This is a genomic window from uncultured Ruegeria sp., from assembly GCF_947500045.1.
In the GTDB taxonomy this organism is placed as follows: domain Bacteria; phylum Pseudomonadota; class Alphaproteobacteria; order Rhodobacterales; family Rhodobacteraceae; genus Ruegeria.
In genome coordinates this window covers 212,219-229,781 of the sequence record NZ_CANMQQ010000003.1, presented here as the reverse complement: position 1 = coordinate 229,781, position 17,563 = coordinate 212,219, and the positions used below count along the sequence as shown (strand labels likewise).

General features: G+C 56.7%; 14 protein-coding genes and 1 tRNA gene. 8 read left to right on the top strand and 7 right to left on the bottom strand.

Annotated elements, in window-relative coordinates:
• Positions 1–29 precede the first annotated feature (29 nt).
• Positions 30–1,565 carry a polysaccharide deacteylase family 2 protein gene (locus Q1B46_RS07010; RefSeq protein ID WP_299946263.1) on the top strand — a complete coding sequence of 512 codons (1,536 nt, stop codon included), beginning with the start codon at positions 30–32 and terminating at the stop codon, positions 1,563–1,565.
• Between the two features lie 32 nt (positions 1,566–1,597).
• Here Q1B46_RS07010 and trpE read toward each other — a convergent pair whose 3' ends face one another.
• From trpE to fabI, 5 genes are all read right to left on the bottom strand, one after another.
• Positions 1,598–3,109, bottom strand: a complete 1,512-nt coding sequence (gene trpE / locus Q1B46_RS07005; RefSeq protein ID WP_299946260.1) for an anthranilate synthase component I — start codon at positions 3,107–3,109, stop codon at positions 1,598–1,600.
• 12 nt (positions 3,110–3,121) lie between these two features.
• On the bottom strand, positions 3,122–4,963 hold the full coding sequence (locus tag Q1B46_RS07000) for a peptidyl-prolyl cis-trans isomerase (RefSeq protein ID WP_299946257.1): 1,842 nt from the start codon (positions 4,961–4,963) through the stop codon (positions 3,122–3,124).
• An 81-nt stretch (positions 4,964–5,044) separates the two neighbouring features.
• Positions 5,045–6,220, bottom strand: coding sequence for an aminotransferase (locus tag Q1B46_RS06995; RefSeq protein ID WP_299946254.1), 1,176 nt, complete (start codon positions 6,218–6,220; stop codon positions 5,045–5,047).
• A 65-nt stretch (positions 6,221–6,285) separates the two neighbouring features.
• A complete protein-coding gene (gene gpt, locus Q1B46_RS06990) occupies positions 6,286–6,795 on the bottom strand; it encodes a xanthine phosphoribosyltransferase (protein WP_299660598.1) in 510 nt (169 codons plus the stop codon).
• A 6-nt stretch (positions 6,796–6,801) separates the two neighbouring features.
• Positions 6,802–7,608: an enoyl-ACP reductase FabI gene (gene fabI / locus Q1B46_RS06985; protein ID WP_299946250.1), complete on the bottom strand. Its 807-nt coding sequence runs from the start codon at positions 7,606–7,608 to the stop codon at positions 6,802–6,804.
• 134 nt (positions 7,609–7,742) lie between these two features.
• Between fabI and pdxH the strand changes: the two genes are divergently transcribed.
• The 4 genes from pdxH (at position 7,743) to Q1B46_RS06965 (ending at position 9,592) form a co-directional block, all read left to right on the top strand.
• Positions 7,743–8,348 carry a pyridoxamine 5'-phosphate oxidase gene (gene pdxH / locus Q1B46_RS06980; protein ID WP_299946247.1) on the top strand — a complete coding sequence of 202 codons (606 nt, stop codon included), beginning with the start codon at positions 7,743–7,745 and terminating at the stop codon, positions 8,346–8,348.
• 121 nt (positions 8,349–8,469) lie between these two features.
• On the top strand, positions 8,470–8,997 hold the full coding sequence (locus Q1B46_RS06975) for a cold-shock protein (RefSeq protein WP_299946243.1): 528 nt from the start codon (positions 8,470–8,472) through the stop codon (positions 8,995–8,997).
• 10 nt (positions 8,998–9,007) lie between these two features.
• Positions 9,008–9,472 carry a DUF192 domain-containing protein gene (locus tag Q1B46_RS06970; protein WP_299946241.1) on the top strand — a complete coding sequence of 155 codons (465 nt, stop codon included), beginning with the start codon at positions 9,008–9,010 and terminating at the stop codon, positions 9,470–9,472.
• 43 nt (positions 9,473–9,515) lie between these two features.
• Positions 9,516–9,592: transfer RNA gene (locus tag Q1B46_RS06965), tRNA-Pro, on the top strand.
• Between the two features lie 9 nt (positions 9,593–9,601).
• On the opposite strand, the gene Q1B46_RS06960 is transcribed toward Q1B46_RS06965, so the two are convergent.
• Positions 9,602–10,036 carry a hypothetical protein gene (locus Q1B46_RS06960; protein WP_299946238.1) on the bottom strand — a complete coding sequence of 145 codons (435 nt, stop codon included), beginning with the start codon at positions 10,034–10,036 and terminating at the stop codon, positions 9,602–9,604.
• 540 nt (positions 10,037–10,576) lie between these two features.
• On the opposite strand from Q1B46_RS06960, the gene Q1B46_RS06955 reads away from it, so the two are divergent.
• Complete coding sequence (locus Q1B46_RS06955; protein ID WP_299946236.1) at positions 10,577–14,194, top strand: vitamin B12-dependent ribonucleotide reductase; 3,618 nt, start codon at positions 10,577–10,579, stop codon at positions 14,192–14,194.
• A gap of 543 nt (positions 14,195–14,737) precedes the next feature.
• Positions 14,738–14,983, top strand: coding sequence for a hypothetical protein (locus tag Q1B46_RS06950; RefSeq protein ID WP_299946234.1), 246 nt, complete (start codon positions 14,738–14,740; stop codon positions 14,981–14,983).
• Positions 14,984–15,037: 54 nt separating this feature from the next.
• On the opposite strand, the gene Q1B46_RS06945 is transcribed toward Q1B46_RS06950, so the two are convergent.
• The gene (locus tag Q1B46_RS06945) at positions 15,038–16,582 is read right to left on the bottom strand and encodes a trimethylamine methyltransferase family protein (RefSeq protein WP_299946232.1); all 1,545 of its coding nucleotides are present in this window, start codon (positions 16,580–16,582) and stop codon (positions 15,038–15,040) included.
• Between the two features lie 420 nt (positions 16,583–17,002).
• On the opposite strand from Q1B46_RS06945, the gene Q1B46_RS06940 reads away from it, so the two are divergent.
• Complete coding sequence (locus tag Q1B46_RS06940; protein ID WP_299946229.1) at positions 17,003–17,521, top strand: outer membrane beta-barrel protein; 519 nt, start codon at positions 17,003–17,005, stop codon at positions 17,519–17,521.
• Positions 17,522–17,563 lie beyond the last annotated feature (42 nt).

Genomic DNA, 17,563 nt, shown 5'->3' with positions numbered 1-17,563 from the left:
GAGGACATACCCAACTTGGCGCAGCGCAGGTGAGCGCCGCGGAAGATGGCGTATGGGTGGATGAGGCACGAAACAACGCGAAAGGCGAGAATTCGATGGGCGGATTTTACGGTGGATTGATCGCCGGGGCGGTCTCGGTTTTGGCTCTTGGTGCGGTCCTGTCACTGAGCACGCCTTTGTCACGCAAACCTGAAGTGGTGGAAACCGCGCCCGAGGTGGCAGCGGCGCCTGCGCCGGTGGAGGCGCAAGCTGATGAAGCCGGTGCTGATGCCGATCTAGTGGAATTGCCGCTATCGGGACCTGAAAGCCCTGATGTATCGTCCGATTCTCTGGATGGCTTGGCCGGTATTGAACTTGATCCTGGCGCACGGCCCGAAGCGGGTGAGACCCCTTCCGGGGCTGCGGCTCCTGCAGGGATTTCGTCGCAGGCGGTGACTGTTCAAACAGATGCACCTGCAGCGCCGCCAGTCCCACTTGCCGAACCGGAAGCGCCGCAACCCGAAGCCGAACCGGCGATCACTGCCGCCGCACCACCACCGCCGGAGCCCAAAAAGACGCCAGAACCGGAAGTGGTAGCAGAAGCACCGATCGAACAATCGCCCCAGATTGCAGCGGTGCAGCCCGAGACCCAAGAGGTGCCGGAAGTCGCAGCCGACACACCGGAAGCTGAAAACGTGCCCGTGGATAACCCGATTGCAGTTGAGGGCGAAGAAGATACCCGACCTGTCCGTCAGCCGCGCGTTCTGGCATTGCCTCAGATCGGCGGGGATGGGTCAACAAGTTCAGGTTCGTTGATCGGCAAACGTGTCGTGCCGTTGACCGACAGGGATGACGCACCGGTGGAGCAAGCCGAGGTAACACCCGAAGTGGTCGCAAGGCCAATCGAAACCCATGCAGCGGCTTTTGAGAACCCCGAAGCCAAGCCTTTGATGTCGATTATCCTGATTGACGATGAGGGGGCTTTTGGGGCTGAAGCCCTTCAGGATTTCCCGTACCCGCTGAGCTTTGCTGTCAGCCCCTCAGACCCAGATGCGGCCGAAAAGATGGCGCGCCATCGCGAAGCAGGATTTGAGGTGCTGGCCCTGATCGATATGCACGAAGCTGCCAGTGCTCAGGATGCAGAAGTGTCCTTGTCTGTTTGGCTGGATGAGTTGCCTCATACCGTTGGCATTCTGGAAGGTGTTGGAACTGGTATTCAGGGCAATCGAAAGCTGGCCGATCAGGTTGCCGCCATTGCCGGTGATACGGGGCGTGGCCTGATAGTACAGGACAATGGCCTGAACACCGTGCAAAAGCTTGCCGCCCGCAATGGTGTTCCATCAAGCGTCGTATTTCGGGATTTCGACAGCGCCAAGCAAGATCCCAAGATCATGCGGCGGTTTCTGGATCAGGCCGCATTCCGCGCCGGGCAGGAAGGCGCAGTTGTGATGCTGGGCCGCCTGCGCCCCGAGACGATCTCGGCCCTGTTGCTGTGGGGGCTGGAGGATCGTGGCAGCCGGGTTGCGATGGCACCGGTCTCAGCAGTGATGCTGAGCGAAGTTCAGAAGGACGATTCAGGATCCTGACGGATAGGCGGCCTGGAGACGCCGCCGCTCAATCAGCTGTTCCCGCTGCCCGCAAATCGCGCCGCATCAGCCGCTGCGCGCCGGATGGCATTCGATTTGTGGACCGTTTCCATATATTCCGCCTCGGGGTCGCTGTCATAGACCACGCCACCGCCTGCCTGAATATAAAGCTTATGATCCTTCACGATGGCCGTGCGTAGGGCGATACACATATCCATATCGCCACCTGCGCTGAAATATCCGACACCACCGCCATAGATGCCCCGCTTTTCGGGTTCCAACTCGTCGATGATCTCCATCGCGCGCACTTTGGGCGCGCCCGAGACCGTCCCGGCAGGCATCCCTGCAAAGAAGGCATCGAGCGCATCTTTGTCCTCAGACAGTTCACCAACCACGTTCGACACGATATGCATCACGTGGCTGTAGCGTTCGATGATGAATTCTTCGGTCGGGCGCACAGTCCCGATCTTTGCGACCCGACCAGTATCGTTACGACCAAGATCGAGCAGCATGAGGTGCTCGGCCAGCTCTTTTTTGTCGGCCAGAAGATCGACCTCATTCGCTTTGTCTTCCTCAGGCGTGGCCCCGCGTGGACGAGTGCCCGCAATGGGTCTGATGGTAACCTCGTCACCGAAGACCCTCACAAGGATCTCGGGGCTCGCGCCCACGACCTGAAAGCCGCCGAAGTTGAAGTAGAACATGAAGGGCGACGGGTTTGTACGCCGCAATGAGCGGTAGAGCGCAAAGGGCGGCTGCGGGAAGTCCTGCGTCCAGCGTTGTGCCGGAACCACCTGAAAGATGTCGCCCGCGCGGATATATTCCTTGGCCTTATCAACGGCCTCCATATAGCCCGACTTGGTAAAGTTGGATACCGGCGGACCAACCTCAATCGCGTCGCCCAGATCGCGCGTTTCAGCAGGCATGGCGCGTTCAAGATCACGCACAGCATCCATCACGCGTTCGGCGGCTTGCGCATAAGCAGCTTTGGCGGATTGGCCCTCGCTGACCCATGCAGGAGATACAACCGTGACCTCACCCTTAACGCCATCCAGCACGGCGATCACCGAAGGGCGCAGCATGATGGCATCTGGCAGGCCCAGCGGATCGGGGTTTACGTCGGGCAGGTATTCCACCAGCCGCACCATGTCATATCCCAGATACCCAAACAGCCCGGCGGCCGCCTGAGGCAGATCATCCGGCAGCGCGATGCGACTTTCGGCCAGCAGGGCGCGCAGATTGTCCATCGGGTTGCCATCTTGCGGCTGGAACGCTTCGGCATCGAACCGGGCCGACCGGTTCAGGGCCGAGACCTCACCATGGCAGCGCCAGACCAGATCGGGCTTCATGCCGATGATCGAGTAGCGCCCGCGCACTTCCCCACCGGTCACCGACTCGAGCATAAAGGCATCTTTCTGGGTGGCCGTCAGTTTCAGCATCAGCGAAACCGGCGTGTCCAGATCAGCGGCAAGGCGGGTATAGACAACCTGATTTTCACCCGCGTCATAGGCGCGCGCGAAACTGTCGAAATCCGGGGTCAGGGCCATGTGCGGTCTCTTTTAGTAACTTGCCCGTACAGCGTTCAGCGCTTGCTGATCCAGCACCGGGCGCGCGCGTGTCTGGGCGTTCCGCACATAGATGTCGAAGATGTTCTGTGCCAATGCCTGATCAAGCTGCGCGGCCAGCGCGTCCTGCATCTGACGCTGTTCGTCAGTATCCGCTGGCGGTAACTCTTCATCCATGCGCACGATCTGGACGGCTCCTTCACCGGGAATGACGCGCAACTCGCCCGGTTCCATCTCAAAAACCTGCGTCATGAAACCCACTGGCACGTCCTCTAGGAAAGCGGTTCGTGTCAGTGCGTTTTCAACGCGGAAGGGCAGACCAGTGGTTGCGAAATCACCATCTGTTGCCAGTTGTGTCAGAACAGTATTGGCTTTATTTTGCAACGCTTTACCGGTTTCGGCCTGAACCCAGGCTGCCACTACACGCGCGCGGGCGCTATCCAGCGGTTCAGGGCGCGGTGGCAATACTTCATTCAAGCGCATGGCAAAGATTGAACCGTCTTCAAGGAATGCCACCTCGGGGAAATCACCGTCTTGTACAGCTTCAGCGGCTGCGCGAAAGCCATCGTATGCTGCGACACCATCATCGCTTTGCTGGGTCCAGTCGATCTGGCCCAGTTCCAATTCGGTTTCATCGACCAGTTCTTCGAGTGTCGCACCACCTGCAAGCAGGTCATTGATGTCTTCGGCCTGTGCTTCGATCTGACGGCGCGCGCGGTCTGAGGCGAGCTCATCTCGCAGCTCTGGTTCGGCATCTTCGAAGCTGACATTGTTTTCGGCCAACGATCCATTGATCCGGAACAGGGCAGGGCCGAACACTGTTGGAAGCGGGCCGACTACGTCGTCAATTTCAGCCGCGAATACGGCATCAGCAGCATCGCCCAGGTCTTCGCGGGTGACGTCACCCAGATCGACATCGCTTAGCTCTAGCTGGCGCGCGCGCACCAACTGTTCGAAATCAGCCCCGCCGACCTCTAGTTGCGCCAGCGCTTCGGTCGCGGCTTCTTCGCTGGGATAAGGCAGGCGTTCAACCAGACGGCGTTCGGGTTGGGAGTACTGCTCGGCGTGTTGATCATAGAGGCGGCGCAATGATTCCTCATCGATTTCCACCGTATCCAACAGCATCTCAGGCGACAAAATGGCGTAGGTCAGTTGTTTGGTCCGGGGCAGGGTGAAAAGATCGCCGTTCTCGTCGTAGAAGGCTTGAATCTGCGCGTCTGTCGGTTCTGTGACAGGTGTCTCTAATGCGTCGGCGGACAGGGTCGCTACGGTAAAGCTGCGGCGGGCCAGCACATAGTTCGACAGTGCCTCGGTCAGGGTGCGGGGCATCTCAACGCCACTCATGACAGCGCCCTGAACGATGGTGCGAGCGGATTCTTTGCGCAGGTCCGATTCGAACTCGGAATCGGTCATGCCGACCTGCTCAAGCTGAAAGCGATAGGCTTCGCGGTCGAATGTGCCATTCACGCCTTGAAACGCCGGAATCTGCACGATCTCGTTCTGAAGGTTTTCGTCACCGATTGAGATGCCAAGCTGCCCAACTTCGTTGTCAAGCGCTGCCAAAGCAATCAAGCGGGACAGGGCAAGTTGGTCGAGACCAAGATCATGCGCCTGCGAAATCTGCATTGATTGCCCGGTTTGCGCCTCGATTGCGCGGATTTCGCGCTGAAGTTCACGGAAATACGTGTCTACCGAGACGCTTTCGTCTCCGACCTGCGCAACGGTGCGTACGGTTCCGGTCAGGCTGGTGGCCCCAAAGCCGGCAAGACCCAGCATCAGAAGACCCATGAGAATCCAGACAAAGGTTTTGGAAAGGTTTTTCATGCCTGCGGCCATGGTGCCCTCTTGATTGTGTGGGCAAGTGTGTGCCCTGTCGGTTGCGGCCCTGAATACGATGCGTGCAGCCGAGGGGCAAGCTTAGAAGGACAGGGCCTGCAATCGGTCGAACAACTGCGTGATTCCCGCGCGGTCGAGATTGGCGAATGCAATGCGAACCTGCCGCTTTCCGGCGGTGTCGTGCGCAGGCATGAACATGGTGCCGGGTAACAGCAGGATGCCCGACTCGATGACCAGTTGCCGGGCCAATTCATCGGACGGGATGTCAAAGGGGTGTTCAAGATAAGCAAAGTATGCGCCCAACCCCAGAAGACGCCAGCCCTTCGCCTCGAGCCGAGGCATTCCTTCGGCAATGGCGGCCCTCCGGTCAAGAATCTCATCCCTCTCGCCTGCAACCCATTGGGACAGGTTCTGCATCCCCCAATGCGCAGCAAACTGACCGATTTGGCCGGGGCAAATCGCAACTGTGTCCAGAAATTTCTCAATCTCAGCCAACAGCAGGGTCCCGGTGGCAATCGCACCCACCCGGTGCCCGGTCAGACGGTAGGCTTTCGAGAAGGAATAGAGATGGACAAATGTATCTTCCCAGCCCGGCTGCTGGAATAAGTCATGCGGTGCAGCGGTGCGGCTGTCAAAATCGCGATAGGTTTCGTCAACCAACAAACGAACCCCCGTTTCCCGCGCAAGGTCATAGAAGCGGCGCACCAGATTCGAGGGGTATTCAACTCCGCCGGGGTTGTTTGGCGTAACCAAAGCAATAGCCCGGGTGTTGTCCGTTATAAGGGCGCGGGCTTTGTCGGGGTCGGGCAGCAAATCATCACCTGTGGGCAGGTCGATGGTTTTGACCCCGGCCATATCCAGCCACATTTTGTGATTGAAATACCAAGGAGTTGGCAAGATCACTTCGGCCCCCTGGTTGGTGATCGCCGAGATCACGGCGGCAAATGCTTGATTGCAGCCAGAAGTGATAGCGACCTGTTCTGCGGAAACCGTTGCTTCGTAATGTTCGCTGATTTGAGCTGCGAGTTCGGTGCGCAGATCGTCATTGCCCAGAACCGGGCCGTAAAGATGCGCGTTGTCCTGTTCTACCGTGAATTCGGCCAGAGCTTGCCGCAGCGCTAACGGGGGCGGATCGACCGGGGCCGCCTGACTGACATTGATCAGCGGGCGGTCTGCCGGGAATTCTACCCCTTCGAGCCAACGCCGTGCCTCCATCACCGGAGGGGGGAAAGTGGTGCTGGTGCGTGTCTGAGCCATGGCAGAACCGTTTTTACCGCGAGGCTCCGCCTCGCGCTCCGAGGTATTTTTGAACAGGATAAGGGTCAGTCAGTGCCTCTGTAGGGCTCGACATACTGCAACGCCATGTCCCATGGGAAGAAGATCCAGGTGTCCTGGCTGACCTCGGTGATGAAGGTATCCACTAACGGGCGACCCTTGGGTTTGGCGTAGACGGTGGCGAAATGGGCATTGGGATACATCTCGCGGACAAGTTCCAGCGTTTTGCCGCTGTCGACCAGATCGTCGATGATCAGGATGCCGGTTCCATCGCCCATTAGATCGGCATTGGGGGCCTTGAGAACCTCTGCCTCTCCCTGCGATTGATGATGATAGGATTTCACGCTGACGGTATCGACCTTGCGAATATCCAGTTCGCGGCTGACGATCATTGCTGGGGCCATGCCGCCACGGGTGATCGCCACCACCGCACGCCAAGCGCCATCGTCGGGCCCTTGCCCATCCAGACGCCAGGCCAGTGCGCGCGAATCGCGATGAATCTGATCCCAGCTAATGTGGAAGCCTTTTTCGTGCGGCAGACGGTCCTTGGCGCTCATGGTCTTTTACCCTTTTTCAACGTCCGGCGCGTCGACTGCTTTCATGCCGACAATGTGATAGCCCGAATCCACGTGCAGGTTTTCACCTGTCACGCCGCTGCTGAGGTCGGACAGCAGATACAATGCCGATTTCCCGACATCGTCGATTGTCACGTTCCTGCGCAGGGGCGAGTTATACTCGTTCCACTTCATGATATAGCGGAAATCGCCAATGCCGCTGGCGGCGAGCGTCTTGATTGGCCCCGCCGAGATCGAGTTGACGCGGATGCCGTCTTTGCCCAGATCTTCGGCCAGATATTTAACAGAGGCTTCAAGCGCTGCCTTGGCAACACCCATCACATTATAGTGGGGCATGACCTGTTCGGCACCGTAGTAGGTCAGGGTGACTGCGCTACCACCTTCGTTCATCATCTTTTCGGCACGCTGCATAACGGCGGTAAACGAATAGACCGAGACGTCCATTGTCAGTTTGAAATTCGCGCGCGATGTATCGACATAGCGCCCTCGCAGCTCATTCTTGTCAGAAAACCCTATCGCGTGGACGACGAAATCCAATTTGCCCCATTTCTGTTCAAGCGCGTTGAACAGACCATCAACCGAATCTTCGTCGCTGACGTCACAGGGCAATACAATTTCGCTGTCCAATTGTGCGGCCAGTGGATCGACGCGTTTTTTCAGGGCATCCCCCTGATAGGAAAAGGCCAATTCGGCCCCGGCATCGGACAAGGCGCGGGCTATTCCCCATGCGATTGATTTGTCATTGGCCAGTCCCATGATGAGGCCGCGTTTTCCGGCCATCAACTGATTTGACATCTTCGGTTCTCCGCCTGTCGTCGCGTTGTATCCGGTTGGTTTATGCCATTGATTGTCCTGCTTCAAGGCCATGCGCTCTTGCTCGCAGCGGGTTCTCGCCTTAGGGTCGGGTTAATTATTTCCAGGGGATGGAAATGAACGAGCATAATGGCATCTTTGCCGGGGCTGATCCGTTTGAAATTGCGGGTCGGTGGCTGGCTGAGGCGGAAAAGACCGAACCGAATGATCCTAACGCGATTGCTTTGGCAACCGTGGACTCAGATGGTTTACCGAACGCCCGCATGGTTTTGCTGAAGGATATCGAAAAAGGCGCGTTTGTCTTTTATACGAATTACCACAGTGCCAAGGCGCAGGAGCTGGACAGCTCTCATAAGGCCGCTTTCGTGATGCATTGGAAATCTTTGCGGCGTCAAATTCGTGTTCGTGGTATAGTCACAAAAGAAGATGGGCCACAGGCGGACGAGTATTATGCTTCGCGTTCGCTCAAAAGCCGCCTGGGGGCCTGGGCCTCGCGGCAGTCACAACCTTTGGAGAGCCGGACGTCTCTGATGGCCGAGGTGGCCAAGGTGACAGCAAAGCTGGGTCCTAATCCGCCTCGCCCTGAGTTCTGGGGGGGGTATCGAGTAACGCCTGTCGAGGTTGAATTCTGGGCTGACGGTGCCTTCAGGCTGCATGACAGGTTTCAGTGGAAACGGCAGGATGCTGATTCCGACTGGCAAGTGCAGAGGCTGAATCCATGATGTTCGCGTATCGTGAAATGCAACTGATTGCAAATAATGGATTTTTTCGGCTTGAATTTGCACGCCAATGCCATAAACAACAGACCTTTAACGACTTGCCTATCATCGTAATGGGAACACAGTGCCAGAAGATCTGAACAGCATGTATCGCGTCCGTGGACACGTTAAATGGTTCGATCCCGCAAAGGGATACGGATTTGTTGTCTCTGACGAAGGCGGTCCGGATATTCTGTTGCATGTCAACGTTTTGCGGAATTTCGGTCAAAGCTCGGTCGCGGATGGGGCGGGCATTGAGATCATGACCCACAAAACCGACCGCGGTGTTCAGGCGGTCGAGGTGGTCAGCGTTGACCCGCCGGTGCGCGCTGAGGCGATGATGCTGGCTGATTTCGCAGAGCTCGATCCGACTGTGATCGGGAACGCCCCACTGGAGGCTGCGCGCGTCAAATGGTTTGACAAGGGCAAGGGCTTTGGATTTGCCAACGTCTTTGGCAGCAGCGAAGACGTGTTCCTTCATATCGAAGTCCTGCGGCGCTCGGGGTTGGCTGATCTACAGCCGGGTGAGGCCCTGGCTATGCGGGTCATTGACGGCAAGCGTGGACGGATGGCCGCGCAGGTCATGGCCTGGGAAGCGGCGCTGAGCGATTAGGTTCTGAACTATGAAGACAGCTTTCGCACTGGCGATCCTGACCTTTATGTTTTGCGGGGTTGCGTGGGCTGAATGCCGTCCCGACCGCGTTGAATTGCGAAACGATCTGGCTCAGGTTCGCTTTGATATCGAACTGGCTGTAACCCCTCAGGAACGGTCGCGCGGATTGATGTTCCGCGAGAGTATGCCGAGCCGATCCGGTATGATGTTCATATTTGATCCGCCGCAGCCGGTGGCATTCTGGATGAAAAATACTCTGATTCCACTCGACATGATCTTTTTGGATCAAACAGGCGTCGTAACCCGTGTACACGAAGGGGCGATACCGGGCGATCTAACCCCAATTGAAGGGGGCGATTCGGTTTATGCCGTGCTGGAAATCAACTCAGGGCTGGCCAAGCGGTATGCTATTCGACCCGGAACGCAGATGCGGCACGAAGTTTTTTTACAAGGTCCTGCAATTTGGCCCTGTTAGGGCTTTTCAAATCAGATTGGCGCGTTTAGGAAGGCGCACGGTCCGGGGCGTGGCGCAGTCTGGTAGCGCACCTGTTTTGGGTACAGGGGGTCGTAGGTTCGAATCCTGCCGCCCCGACCATTTCTTTTCTTACACCGGTGTTCCACCGAAATTGGTGTAAAGTCTGGAAAAATCCCTGTCCAACTCTTCGCTTTCTATAGGAATCCTAAGGGTGCTTCCGCCCTTTTGCGGAACCATGAAAAACAACTCGGCATCCACCCGATACCCATTTTGATTTCGCGATGAACTTAGGCGGGTGACGATCTCGGGCAGATCCTGAGGATACCCGTCAAAGCTGAGAATCAGATATGCGGTTGCTTCGGGCGATAGGGTTTCCCGACATTCGAAGCTACCTGTTCCGATCTTGACGTATTGGTCACCTGGCCCGGCGCAATCTGTTTTGAATGAATTAAACAGATTTTGTGGATATCCCGAAAACTGGGCACTTCGGGAGGCAGGCGGCGTCTCTTGTGATGTGCAGGACACAATCAGCAACGCGAGGGGCACAAGAAAAAACAGACGCATGTTGAACCGATCCCCGATCAAATTTGTTACATTGCCTCACTATGACATGGACCGCGTTTGCGAAACGATGATTCTCTGAGGCGATCACCTACGGAAGGGTAGGTGATAAACGGTCCCTAACTGTGGCGTAAAAAACGGGAATTCATCTCTATGCATTCCGCTGTTGGGGTACCTGTTTCCGCCGCTGTCCTGTGGAGGAATCGAGAATTGGCGAAAAGCCGCCAATCAGTCGAAACAGGTCAAGTCAAAAGATTCCAAAAATGATTGAAAAGTCCGTTGACCAACTAGGGTGATATACGCCAGATTGTATAGGCCGAAAGACGAGCCACTAAATCTGGTAGGCAATGACCAGAAAAGGCCGGGGCGAGGGATTGAAAGCAAACCAACGTGACGTGAAGCCGTAATTGCGGTTTTGCGCTGTTATCGGCAGCGCCCGGTCCCTTGCGTCTCAAATTTACGGCAACGCGGGCGGCACACCGCGATATCAAAATTTTGTGCCGAGGACTGAAATTTGGACAGATCGAAGCTGGGGCAGCGGACATGAAGATTGAAAGAAAATTCACCAAGCCGGGACAGGATGCATATGCCGATTTGGATTTCGTTTCTGCGACGTCTGAAATCCGCAATCCTGATGGCACCATCGTGTTCCGCCTGGATGAGATCGAGGTTCCCGCGAAGTGGAGCCAGGTGGCCAGCGATGTCATCGCCCAGAAGTATTTCCGCAAAGCCGGTGTGCCCTCCAAGTTGAAAAGGGTCAAGGAAAAGGACGTTCCGGAATTTCTTTGGCGCTCGGTTCCGGCGGAAGATGCAGAATTTGATGGTGAAGTGTCGTCAAAGCAAGTGTTCGACCGTCTGGCCGGTGCCTGGGCGTATTGGGGTTGGAAGGGCGGTTATTTCTCGACCGAGGAAGACGCGCGCGCCTATTTTGACGAGATGCGCTATATGCTGGCAACCCAGCGCGCCGCGCCGAACTCGCCGCAGTGGTTTAACACTGGTCTACACTGGGCTTATGGAATCGACGGTCCCGCGCAGGGTCATCACTATGTCGATTATAAAACCGGCAAGCTGACCAAATCGAAATCCGCTTACGAACATCCGCAGCCGCATGCGTGCTTCATTCAGTCCGTCGATGATGATCTGGTGAACGAAGGCGGTATCATGGATCTGTGGGTGCGTGAGGCGCGCCTGTTCAAATACGGCTCGGGCACCGGGACCAACTTCAGCCATCTGCGTGCAGAAGGCGAGGCGCTGTCGGGCGGTGGCAAATCCTCGGGCCTGATGGGCTTTCTCAAGATCGGCGACCGCGCCGCTGGCGCGATCAAATCAGGCGGCACAACCCGTCGGGCAGCGAAGATGGTAATCGTCGATGCCGATCACCCCGACATCGAGAAATTCATCGAATGGAAGGTGATTGAAGAACAGAAAGTGGCCTCGATCGTTGCTGGATCGAAGATGCACGAGAAAATGCTGAACGGCATTTTCGAGGCCATCCGCACATGGGACGGCACCACTGATGACGCCTATGATCCTGCCAAGAATGACGCGTTGAAAACAGCGATACGCGAAGCGAAAAAGGTTGCGATCCCCGAGACTTACATCAAGCGTGTGCTGGATTATGCTAAGCAGGGCCACGACAGCATCGAATTCCCGACCTATGATACGGACTGGGATTCGGAAGCCTACAGCTCGGTTTCGGGTCAGAATTCGAACAACTCGATCCGTGTGACGAATGCGTTCCTGACGGCTGTTGAAAAAGACGCCGATTGGGAGTTGATCAATCGTAAGGATGGCAAGGTTGCCCGGACCATAAAGGCGCGGGATCTGTGGGAAAAGGTCGGCCACGCGGCATGGGCCTGTGCCGATCCGGGTATCCAGTTCCACGACACCGTCAACGAATGGCATACGTGCCCCAAAGACGGCGAGATTCGCGGCTCGAACCCATGCTCGGAATACATGTTCCTTGATGACACGGCCTGTAATCTGGCGTCGATGAACCTGCTGACATTCCTGAAGGATGATGAATTCCAGGCGGCGGATTATATGCACGCCTCGCGCCTGTGGACTCTGACACTGGAAATTTCAGTGACGATGGCGCAGTTTCCGTCGAAGGAAATCGCGCAGTTGTCTTACGACTTCCGCACCTTGGGTCTGGGTTACGCCAATATCGGCGGCCTGCTGATGAACATGGGCTACAGCTATGACTCGGACGAGGGTCGAGCGATCTGTGGAGCGCTGACCGCGATCATGACCGGTGTGGCTTATGCAACCTCGGCTGAGATCGCCGGTGAGCTTGGTCCGTTCAAAGGGTACGAACGCAATGCCGACCACATGTTGCGCGTTATTCGCAATCACCGCCGTGCGTCGCAGGGCGTGACCGACGGATACGAGAAGTTGGCTGTGAAGCCGGTGCCTCTGGATCATGGCAACTGCCCGGACAAGCGTCTGGTCGATCTGGCCATGTCGGCCTGGGACGAAGCGCTGAGCCTTGGTGAAAAGAATGGCTACCGCAACGCGCAAGCCACTGTGATCGCGCCAACCGGCACCATCGGTCTGGTGATGGATTGCGACACCACCGGGATCGAGCCCGACTTTGCACTGGTGAAGTTCAAAAAGCTGGCCGGTGGCGGTTACTTTAAGATCATCAACCGCTCTGTGCCGTCGGCGCTTGAAAAACTGGGCTATTCCTCGTCTCAGATCGAAGAGATTGTGGGCTACGCCGTCGGTCACGGAACCATCGGCAACGCGCCGGGGATTAACCATACCTCGCTGACAGGTCATGGTTTTGGCCCGAATGAGCTGGCCAAAGTGGATGCCGCGCTGGAAAGCGCTTTTGATATCCGGTTCGTGTTCAACCAATGGACACTGGGCGAGGATTTCTGCACCGGCGTTCTGGGCATTCCGGCGACCAAGCTGAATGACCCGACCTTCGACTTGCTGCGCCATCTGGGCTTTACCAAGGCGGATATCGACGCGGCCAATGACCATGTCTGTGGAACGATGACGCTGGAAGGTGCGCCGCACCTGAAGGAAGAGCATTATTCGATCTTCGACTGCGCCAACCCGTGCGGTAAAAAAGGCAAGCGTTTCCTTGGGGTTAACAGCCACATCACCATGATGGCCGCGGCGCAAAGCTTTATCTCGGGCGCGATCTCGAAAACGATTAATATGCCGAATGACGCGACCATTGAGGACTGTCAGAAAGCCTATGAACTTAGCTGGTCTCTGGGTGTGAAGGCCAACGCGCTGTATCGTGATGGTTCAAAACTGTCGCAGCCTCTGGCTGCCGCACTGGTCGAGGACGATGACGAGGCAGCAGAGGTGCTGGAAAGCGGCTCGGCCCATGAAAAAGCAGTCGTTCTTGCCGAAAAGGTCATCGAGAAGGTCGTCGTCAAGGAAATCATCCGCAGCCATCGTGAGAAACTGCCGCATCGCCGCAAGGGTTACACTCAAAAGGCAATCGTGGGCGGCCACAAGGTATACCTGCGCACGGGTGAGTTCGAAGACGGCCAATTGGGTGAGATCTTTATCGACATGCACAAGGAAGGCGCTGGCTTCCGGGCAATGATGAACAATTTCGCCATCGCCGTGTCGGTCGGCCTGCAATATGGCGTACCGCTGGAAGAATTCGTGGATGCCTTCACCTTCACCAAGTTCGAACCGGCGGGAATGGTACAGGGCAACGACTCGATCAAGAATGCAACGTCGATCCTGGATTACATCTTCCGCGAACTGGCCGTGTCTTATCTTGATCGTACTGATCTGGCCCATGTGAAACCCGAAGGCGCCAGCTTTGATGATCTGGGTCGCGGTGAAGAGGATGGGTTGCCAAACGTGTCAGAAATCAGTGACAGCGCAGCCACCAAGTCTTTGGAAGTGCTGAAACAAATCAGCTCGACCGGCTATCTGCGCAAGCGTCTGCCACAGGATCTGATGGTGTTCAACGGTGGTCAGGCTGACACGACCGGCATGGCAGAAACCGCAGCCACATTCGAAGCGTCCGTTGAAGCGGCGGTCGCAACCGGAATGGACGCGCGCACCAAAGCCAAGATGCAAGGCTATGAGGGTGACCCATGCGGCGAATGCGGCAATTACACGCTGGTGCGCAACGGCACCTGCATGAAATGCAACACTTGTGGTTCTACAAGCGGGTGTAGCTGAATTTAGCGCCCCGGCAACCCGGGGTGCAGGGGTCGGATGCTGCCAAAGTAACCGGCCCCGACGAATACGGAACAAGGCGCTGAGACTTACCTTCGATGCCTTGCTCCACTCGGTCGACATGCCCGTGTTGGCCGGGAACAGGGTGGGGCGGAATATTTGCTCTTTCCCACTCTCTCACGGGGCGGGTGCGCTCGCCCCATGCGCAGTCCAGGCCGCAGGCAAAAAAATACCGGGCGGTCAACGAAATGAGCCTGGAAGGCGAAACTAACAGGGGGCTTCGGCCCCCTTTCTTTTTTTGCACTCAGAATCGGCTTTATCAGCAGAGCTTTGCCGGATCAGCCGCGTCTTGTCGGGCAAAGGTTGCCGAGACGGCGTCTGGCCATTTTGCCCGGCGGGGCTTTGCGGATGCGACTCGGGCAAACACGCAAAGATTGGCGCGAACAGCTTTGACTCGTGCAAAACGGGTGACGCGCTGAAGTAGGGGCGGTTATCTGACGCCTGTCCGGACGCAACAACACAGACAACACACTCAGGAGGCACAAAATGAAACCGAAGAAACTGGCAATTCTCTCTGCTCTGGCTTTTGGACTGCCCGCCATGGCGCTTGCTCAGGGTACTGCAGACACCAATGGTGATGGAGTTCTGACCATCGATGAAGTGCAGGCAGTTGTACCTGATGTCGATGCCGACGGCTTTGCACTGATGGATGCCAATGGAGACGGAGCACTGGACCCCGATGAGATCGCGGTCGCACAGGAGGCAGGATTGCTGCCACCCTCTAACGGCTGATCTAGCTTGAAAAGGGGCGGTCCGGTATCGTTCGGGCCGCCTGTTTTCAATATCTTACATGGGCAAGTGAATGTTGAACTTGCTGCGCAGTTCCGTATCAAGAAGTGGATCGAACCGGGCGTTGGAAGGTGCAGACAGAATTTCTTCTTTCCGCGCGATGGCCTTGGCAATCAAATCCGGTTTTCCCAACTCCACCCATTCCTTGGGCGAAGTACGGTCCCCGAAAGTTGGATACACATAATCCGCCTGCATCCGGCTGAGAGTGGCATCCGTGCCCAGATAGTGCCCGGGTCCACCCATGCAGACCTCGGCGATCTGATCCAGTGCCAGCGTTTCGTCGCTGACCTCGATACCGCGCACGCAGCGCTGTGCCTGACCGATCAGATCATCGCTGAGGATGAGGCTTTCATGGCAAAAACCCAACAGTGACGCATGCATCCCTGCGGCCTCGTAGACCATGTTCAGGCCCGACAAGCCCGCCATGACGTTCGAGCACATCTGCTCCCACCCGGCCTGCATATCAGGCAGTTTCGAATCTGAAGCGCCCGCTGCGGCACCTCCCGGCAGATCGTAGAAGTGATGCATCTGGGCGCAACCAGCGGTAAGCAGCGCTTGCTCGCCCGATCCGATAGACATGGCACCAGTGCGCAAATCAAGACCGAAGGGCCAAGTGCCAAAAATAGCGGGCGCACCTGGGCTTACGGCGTTAACATAAACCAATCCGGCCAGGCATTCGGCGGTTGCCTGCGTGATCGCACCTGCGATGGTTGAGGGTGCCGTTGCCCCGGCCATGCCCGCAGACAGCAGCAAAACAGGCATTCCGGCCTTGATGCATTCCTCCATCACTTCGCAGCTTTCGGTTGCGAACTTCATAGGTGGCACGACGAAACAGTTCGAGTTCGATACGAATGGCCGCGCGCGATACTTGTCTTCGCCACCAGCAATCATGTGCAGCATCTCAATCGCGGGTGCGACATGGCTGGGTTCGGTGAAGGATGTCCCGATATGCTTGAACGTCCCCGAACACGCAGCGTAAATCGTGTTCAGGTCCATCTCAAGGTTGTCGGGGATATCACGGCAAACCATCGGGCGCTGAACAAAGTGAATGTTATCAAGCTGTTCACAGATGCGCGCGGCGTCGTGCAGATCCTGTACTGTTGAATCGCGATATTCTTGCCCGTGTACATCGACCATGCTGACGGCGGCACCGGCAGTTCCGTAATGGACGCGATTGCCCCTCAGCTCCAGGTCAGTTTTCCCATCACGGCTATATAACGTGACGGTGCGATTTGCTTTTGCAATCGTGTCCTCGACCAGCGCGCGGGGGAAGCGGATGCGGCCATCGTCGCCCAAGATGCAGCCCGCGGCGACAAGATAGTCGATCCCGCTTTGGGGTGCATCAGCCAGCCCAATGGTCTCTAGCGCGGTCAATGCGGCCTCATGGATGCGTTCAATCTGCGCTTCGGTCAGAACTTTGAGGGTTCCGCCTTCCATGCCGGCGCGCACGGGCCGCAGATGTTCGGGTAACGCTGAGGCGCGTGCCGCACGTCGTGCCGCGCGCCCGCCGCTGCGCGACGAATTTCGGGTTTGTTGGTTCATAGTTTGGATCCGGTAAAAAAAGGACGTGTTGGAGTGAGTGTTCTCAGGTCACAACAGGCTGTCCACGCGCCGCACGTCCGCGATCCGCACCAATTGTGCGGCTGACCAGACGAATTTTCCAGACCTCGTTTTGCATCGGCCTTCCAAGCTTACTGAAACCATAATTTCAACGCCTAGCGTCATAATCTATTCTATTTGCGACTTGCGCATGAATTTCAGTGCCGATTTTTCATTCGCGCATGGACGAGGGCAAATTCATATACGCAAATGTTTTTTTCCGTTACGTTAGAATTCTGTTAACCTACACATAGTTAATATTAGAAGAACTGTTGATTTGAATTGAAGATTGGGGCGGATTGTCCATGAGATTGGCGCGTCCGCAACTGTACTAGGACCAGTTCCAGTTATTTGGAGGACTGTATGAAGTTGACAAAGACCGCACTCGTCATCGCGCTGCTAGCAGGTGCCGGGCCGGCTTTGGCTGAGGACTGGACCGGAGCTTATGCCGGATTCAGTTTCGGATATGCGGATGTCGACGGGTCTGATGGGGCGGGCGGCAGTAATGCCGGATTCGGCCCGGTCGTCGGGTATGACTATGATTTTGGCAACTTCGTCTTGGGCGGTGAGCTGGAATACAATTGGTTGAACCTTGATCTCGGCCAATCGGAAGGCAGCTTGGATAGCATGTCCCGACTGAAATTACGCGGCGGGTATGATTTTGGCCCGGCGCTTGGATATGTCATCGTAGGAGCCGCGCGTGCCAGCACGTCGGGCGACAGCGATACGGCAGCTGTTTACGGCATTGGCGTCGCTTATCCTTTGGGTGATCGATTCGTGATAAGTGGTGAGGCGCTGAGACAGGATTTTGACAACATTCCGCAGTCAGGTGGCGCCCTTGACGCAAACGTCTTTAACCTGCGCACGACCTTTCGTTTCTAGAAAACGCCCATTCTTAGTTGAATCGCTTGTTCGACGTCACTC

Excerpts from the sequence above, each read along its gene's own strand:
- trpE (WP_299946260.1), bottom strand. The coding sequence starts at position 3,109 with ATGGCCCTGACCCCGGATTTCGACAGTTTCGCGCGCGCCTATGACGCG.
- Q1B46_RS07000 (WP_299946257.1), bottom strand. The coding sequence starts at position 4,963 with ATGGCCGCAGGCATGAAAAACCTTTCCAAAACCTTTGTCTGGATTCTC.
- Q1B46_RS06995 (WP_299946254.1), bottom strand. The coding sequence starts at position 6,220 with ATGGCTCAGACACGCACCAGCACCACTTTCCCCCCTCCGGTGATGGAG.
- gpt (WP_299660598.1), bottom strand. The coding sequence starts at position 6,795 with ATGAGCGCCAAGGACCGTCTGCCGCACGAAAAAGGCTTCCACATTAGC.
- fabI (WP_299946250.1), bottom strand. The coding sequence starts at position 7,608 with ATGTCAAATCAGTTGATGGCCGGAAAACGCGGCCTCATCATGGGACTG.
- pdxH (WP_299946247.1), top strand. The coding sequence starts at position 7,743 with ATGAACGAGCATAATGGCATCTTTGCCGGGGCTGATCCGTTTGAAATT.
- Q1B46_RS06970 (WP_299946241.1), top strand. The coding sequence starts at position 9,008 with ATGAAGACAGCTTTCGCACTGGCGATCCTGACCTTTATGTTTTGCGGG.
- Q1B46_RS06960 (WP_299946238.1), bottom strand. The coding sequence starts at position 10,036 with ATGCGTCTGTTTTTTCTTGTGCCCCTCGCGTTGCTGATTGTGTCCTGC.
- Q1B46_RS06955 (WP_299946236.1), top strand. The coding sequence starts at position 10,577 with ATGAAGATTGAAAGAAAATTCACCAAGCCGGGACAGGATGCATATGCC.
- Q1B46_RS06950 (WP_299946234.1), top strand. The coding sequence starts at position 14,738 with ATGAAACCGAAGAAACTGGCAATTCTCTCTGCTCTGGCTTTTGGACTG.
- Q1B46_RS06945 (WP_299946232.1), bottom strand. The coding sequence starts at position 16,582 with ATGAACCAACAAACCCGAAATTCGTCGCGCAGCGGCGGGCGCGCGGCA.
- Q1B46_RS06940 (WP_299946229.1), top strand. The coding sequence starts at position 17,003 with ATGAAGTTGACAAAGACCGCACTCGTCATCGCGCTGCTAGCAGGTGCC.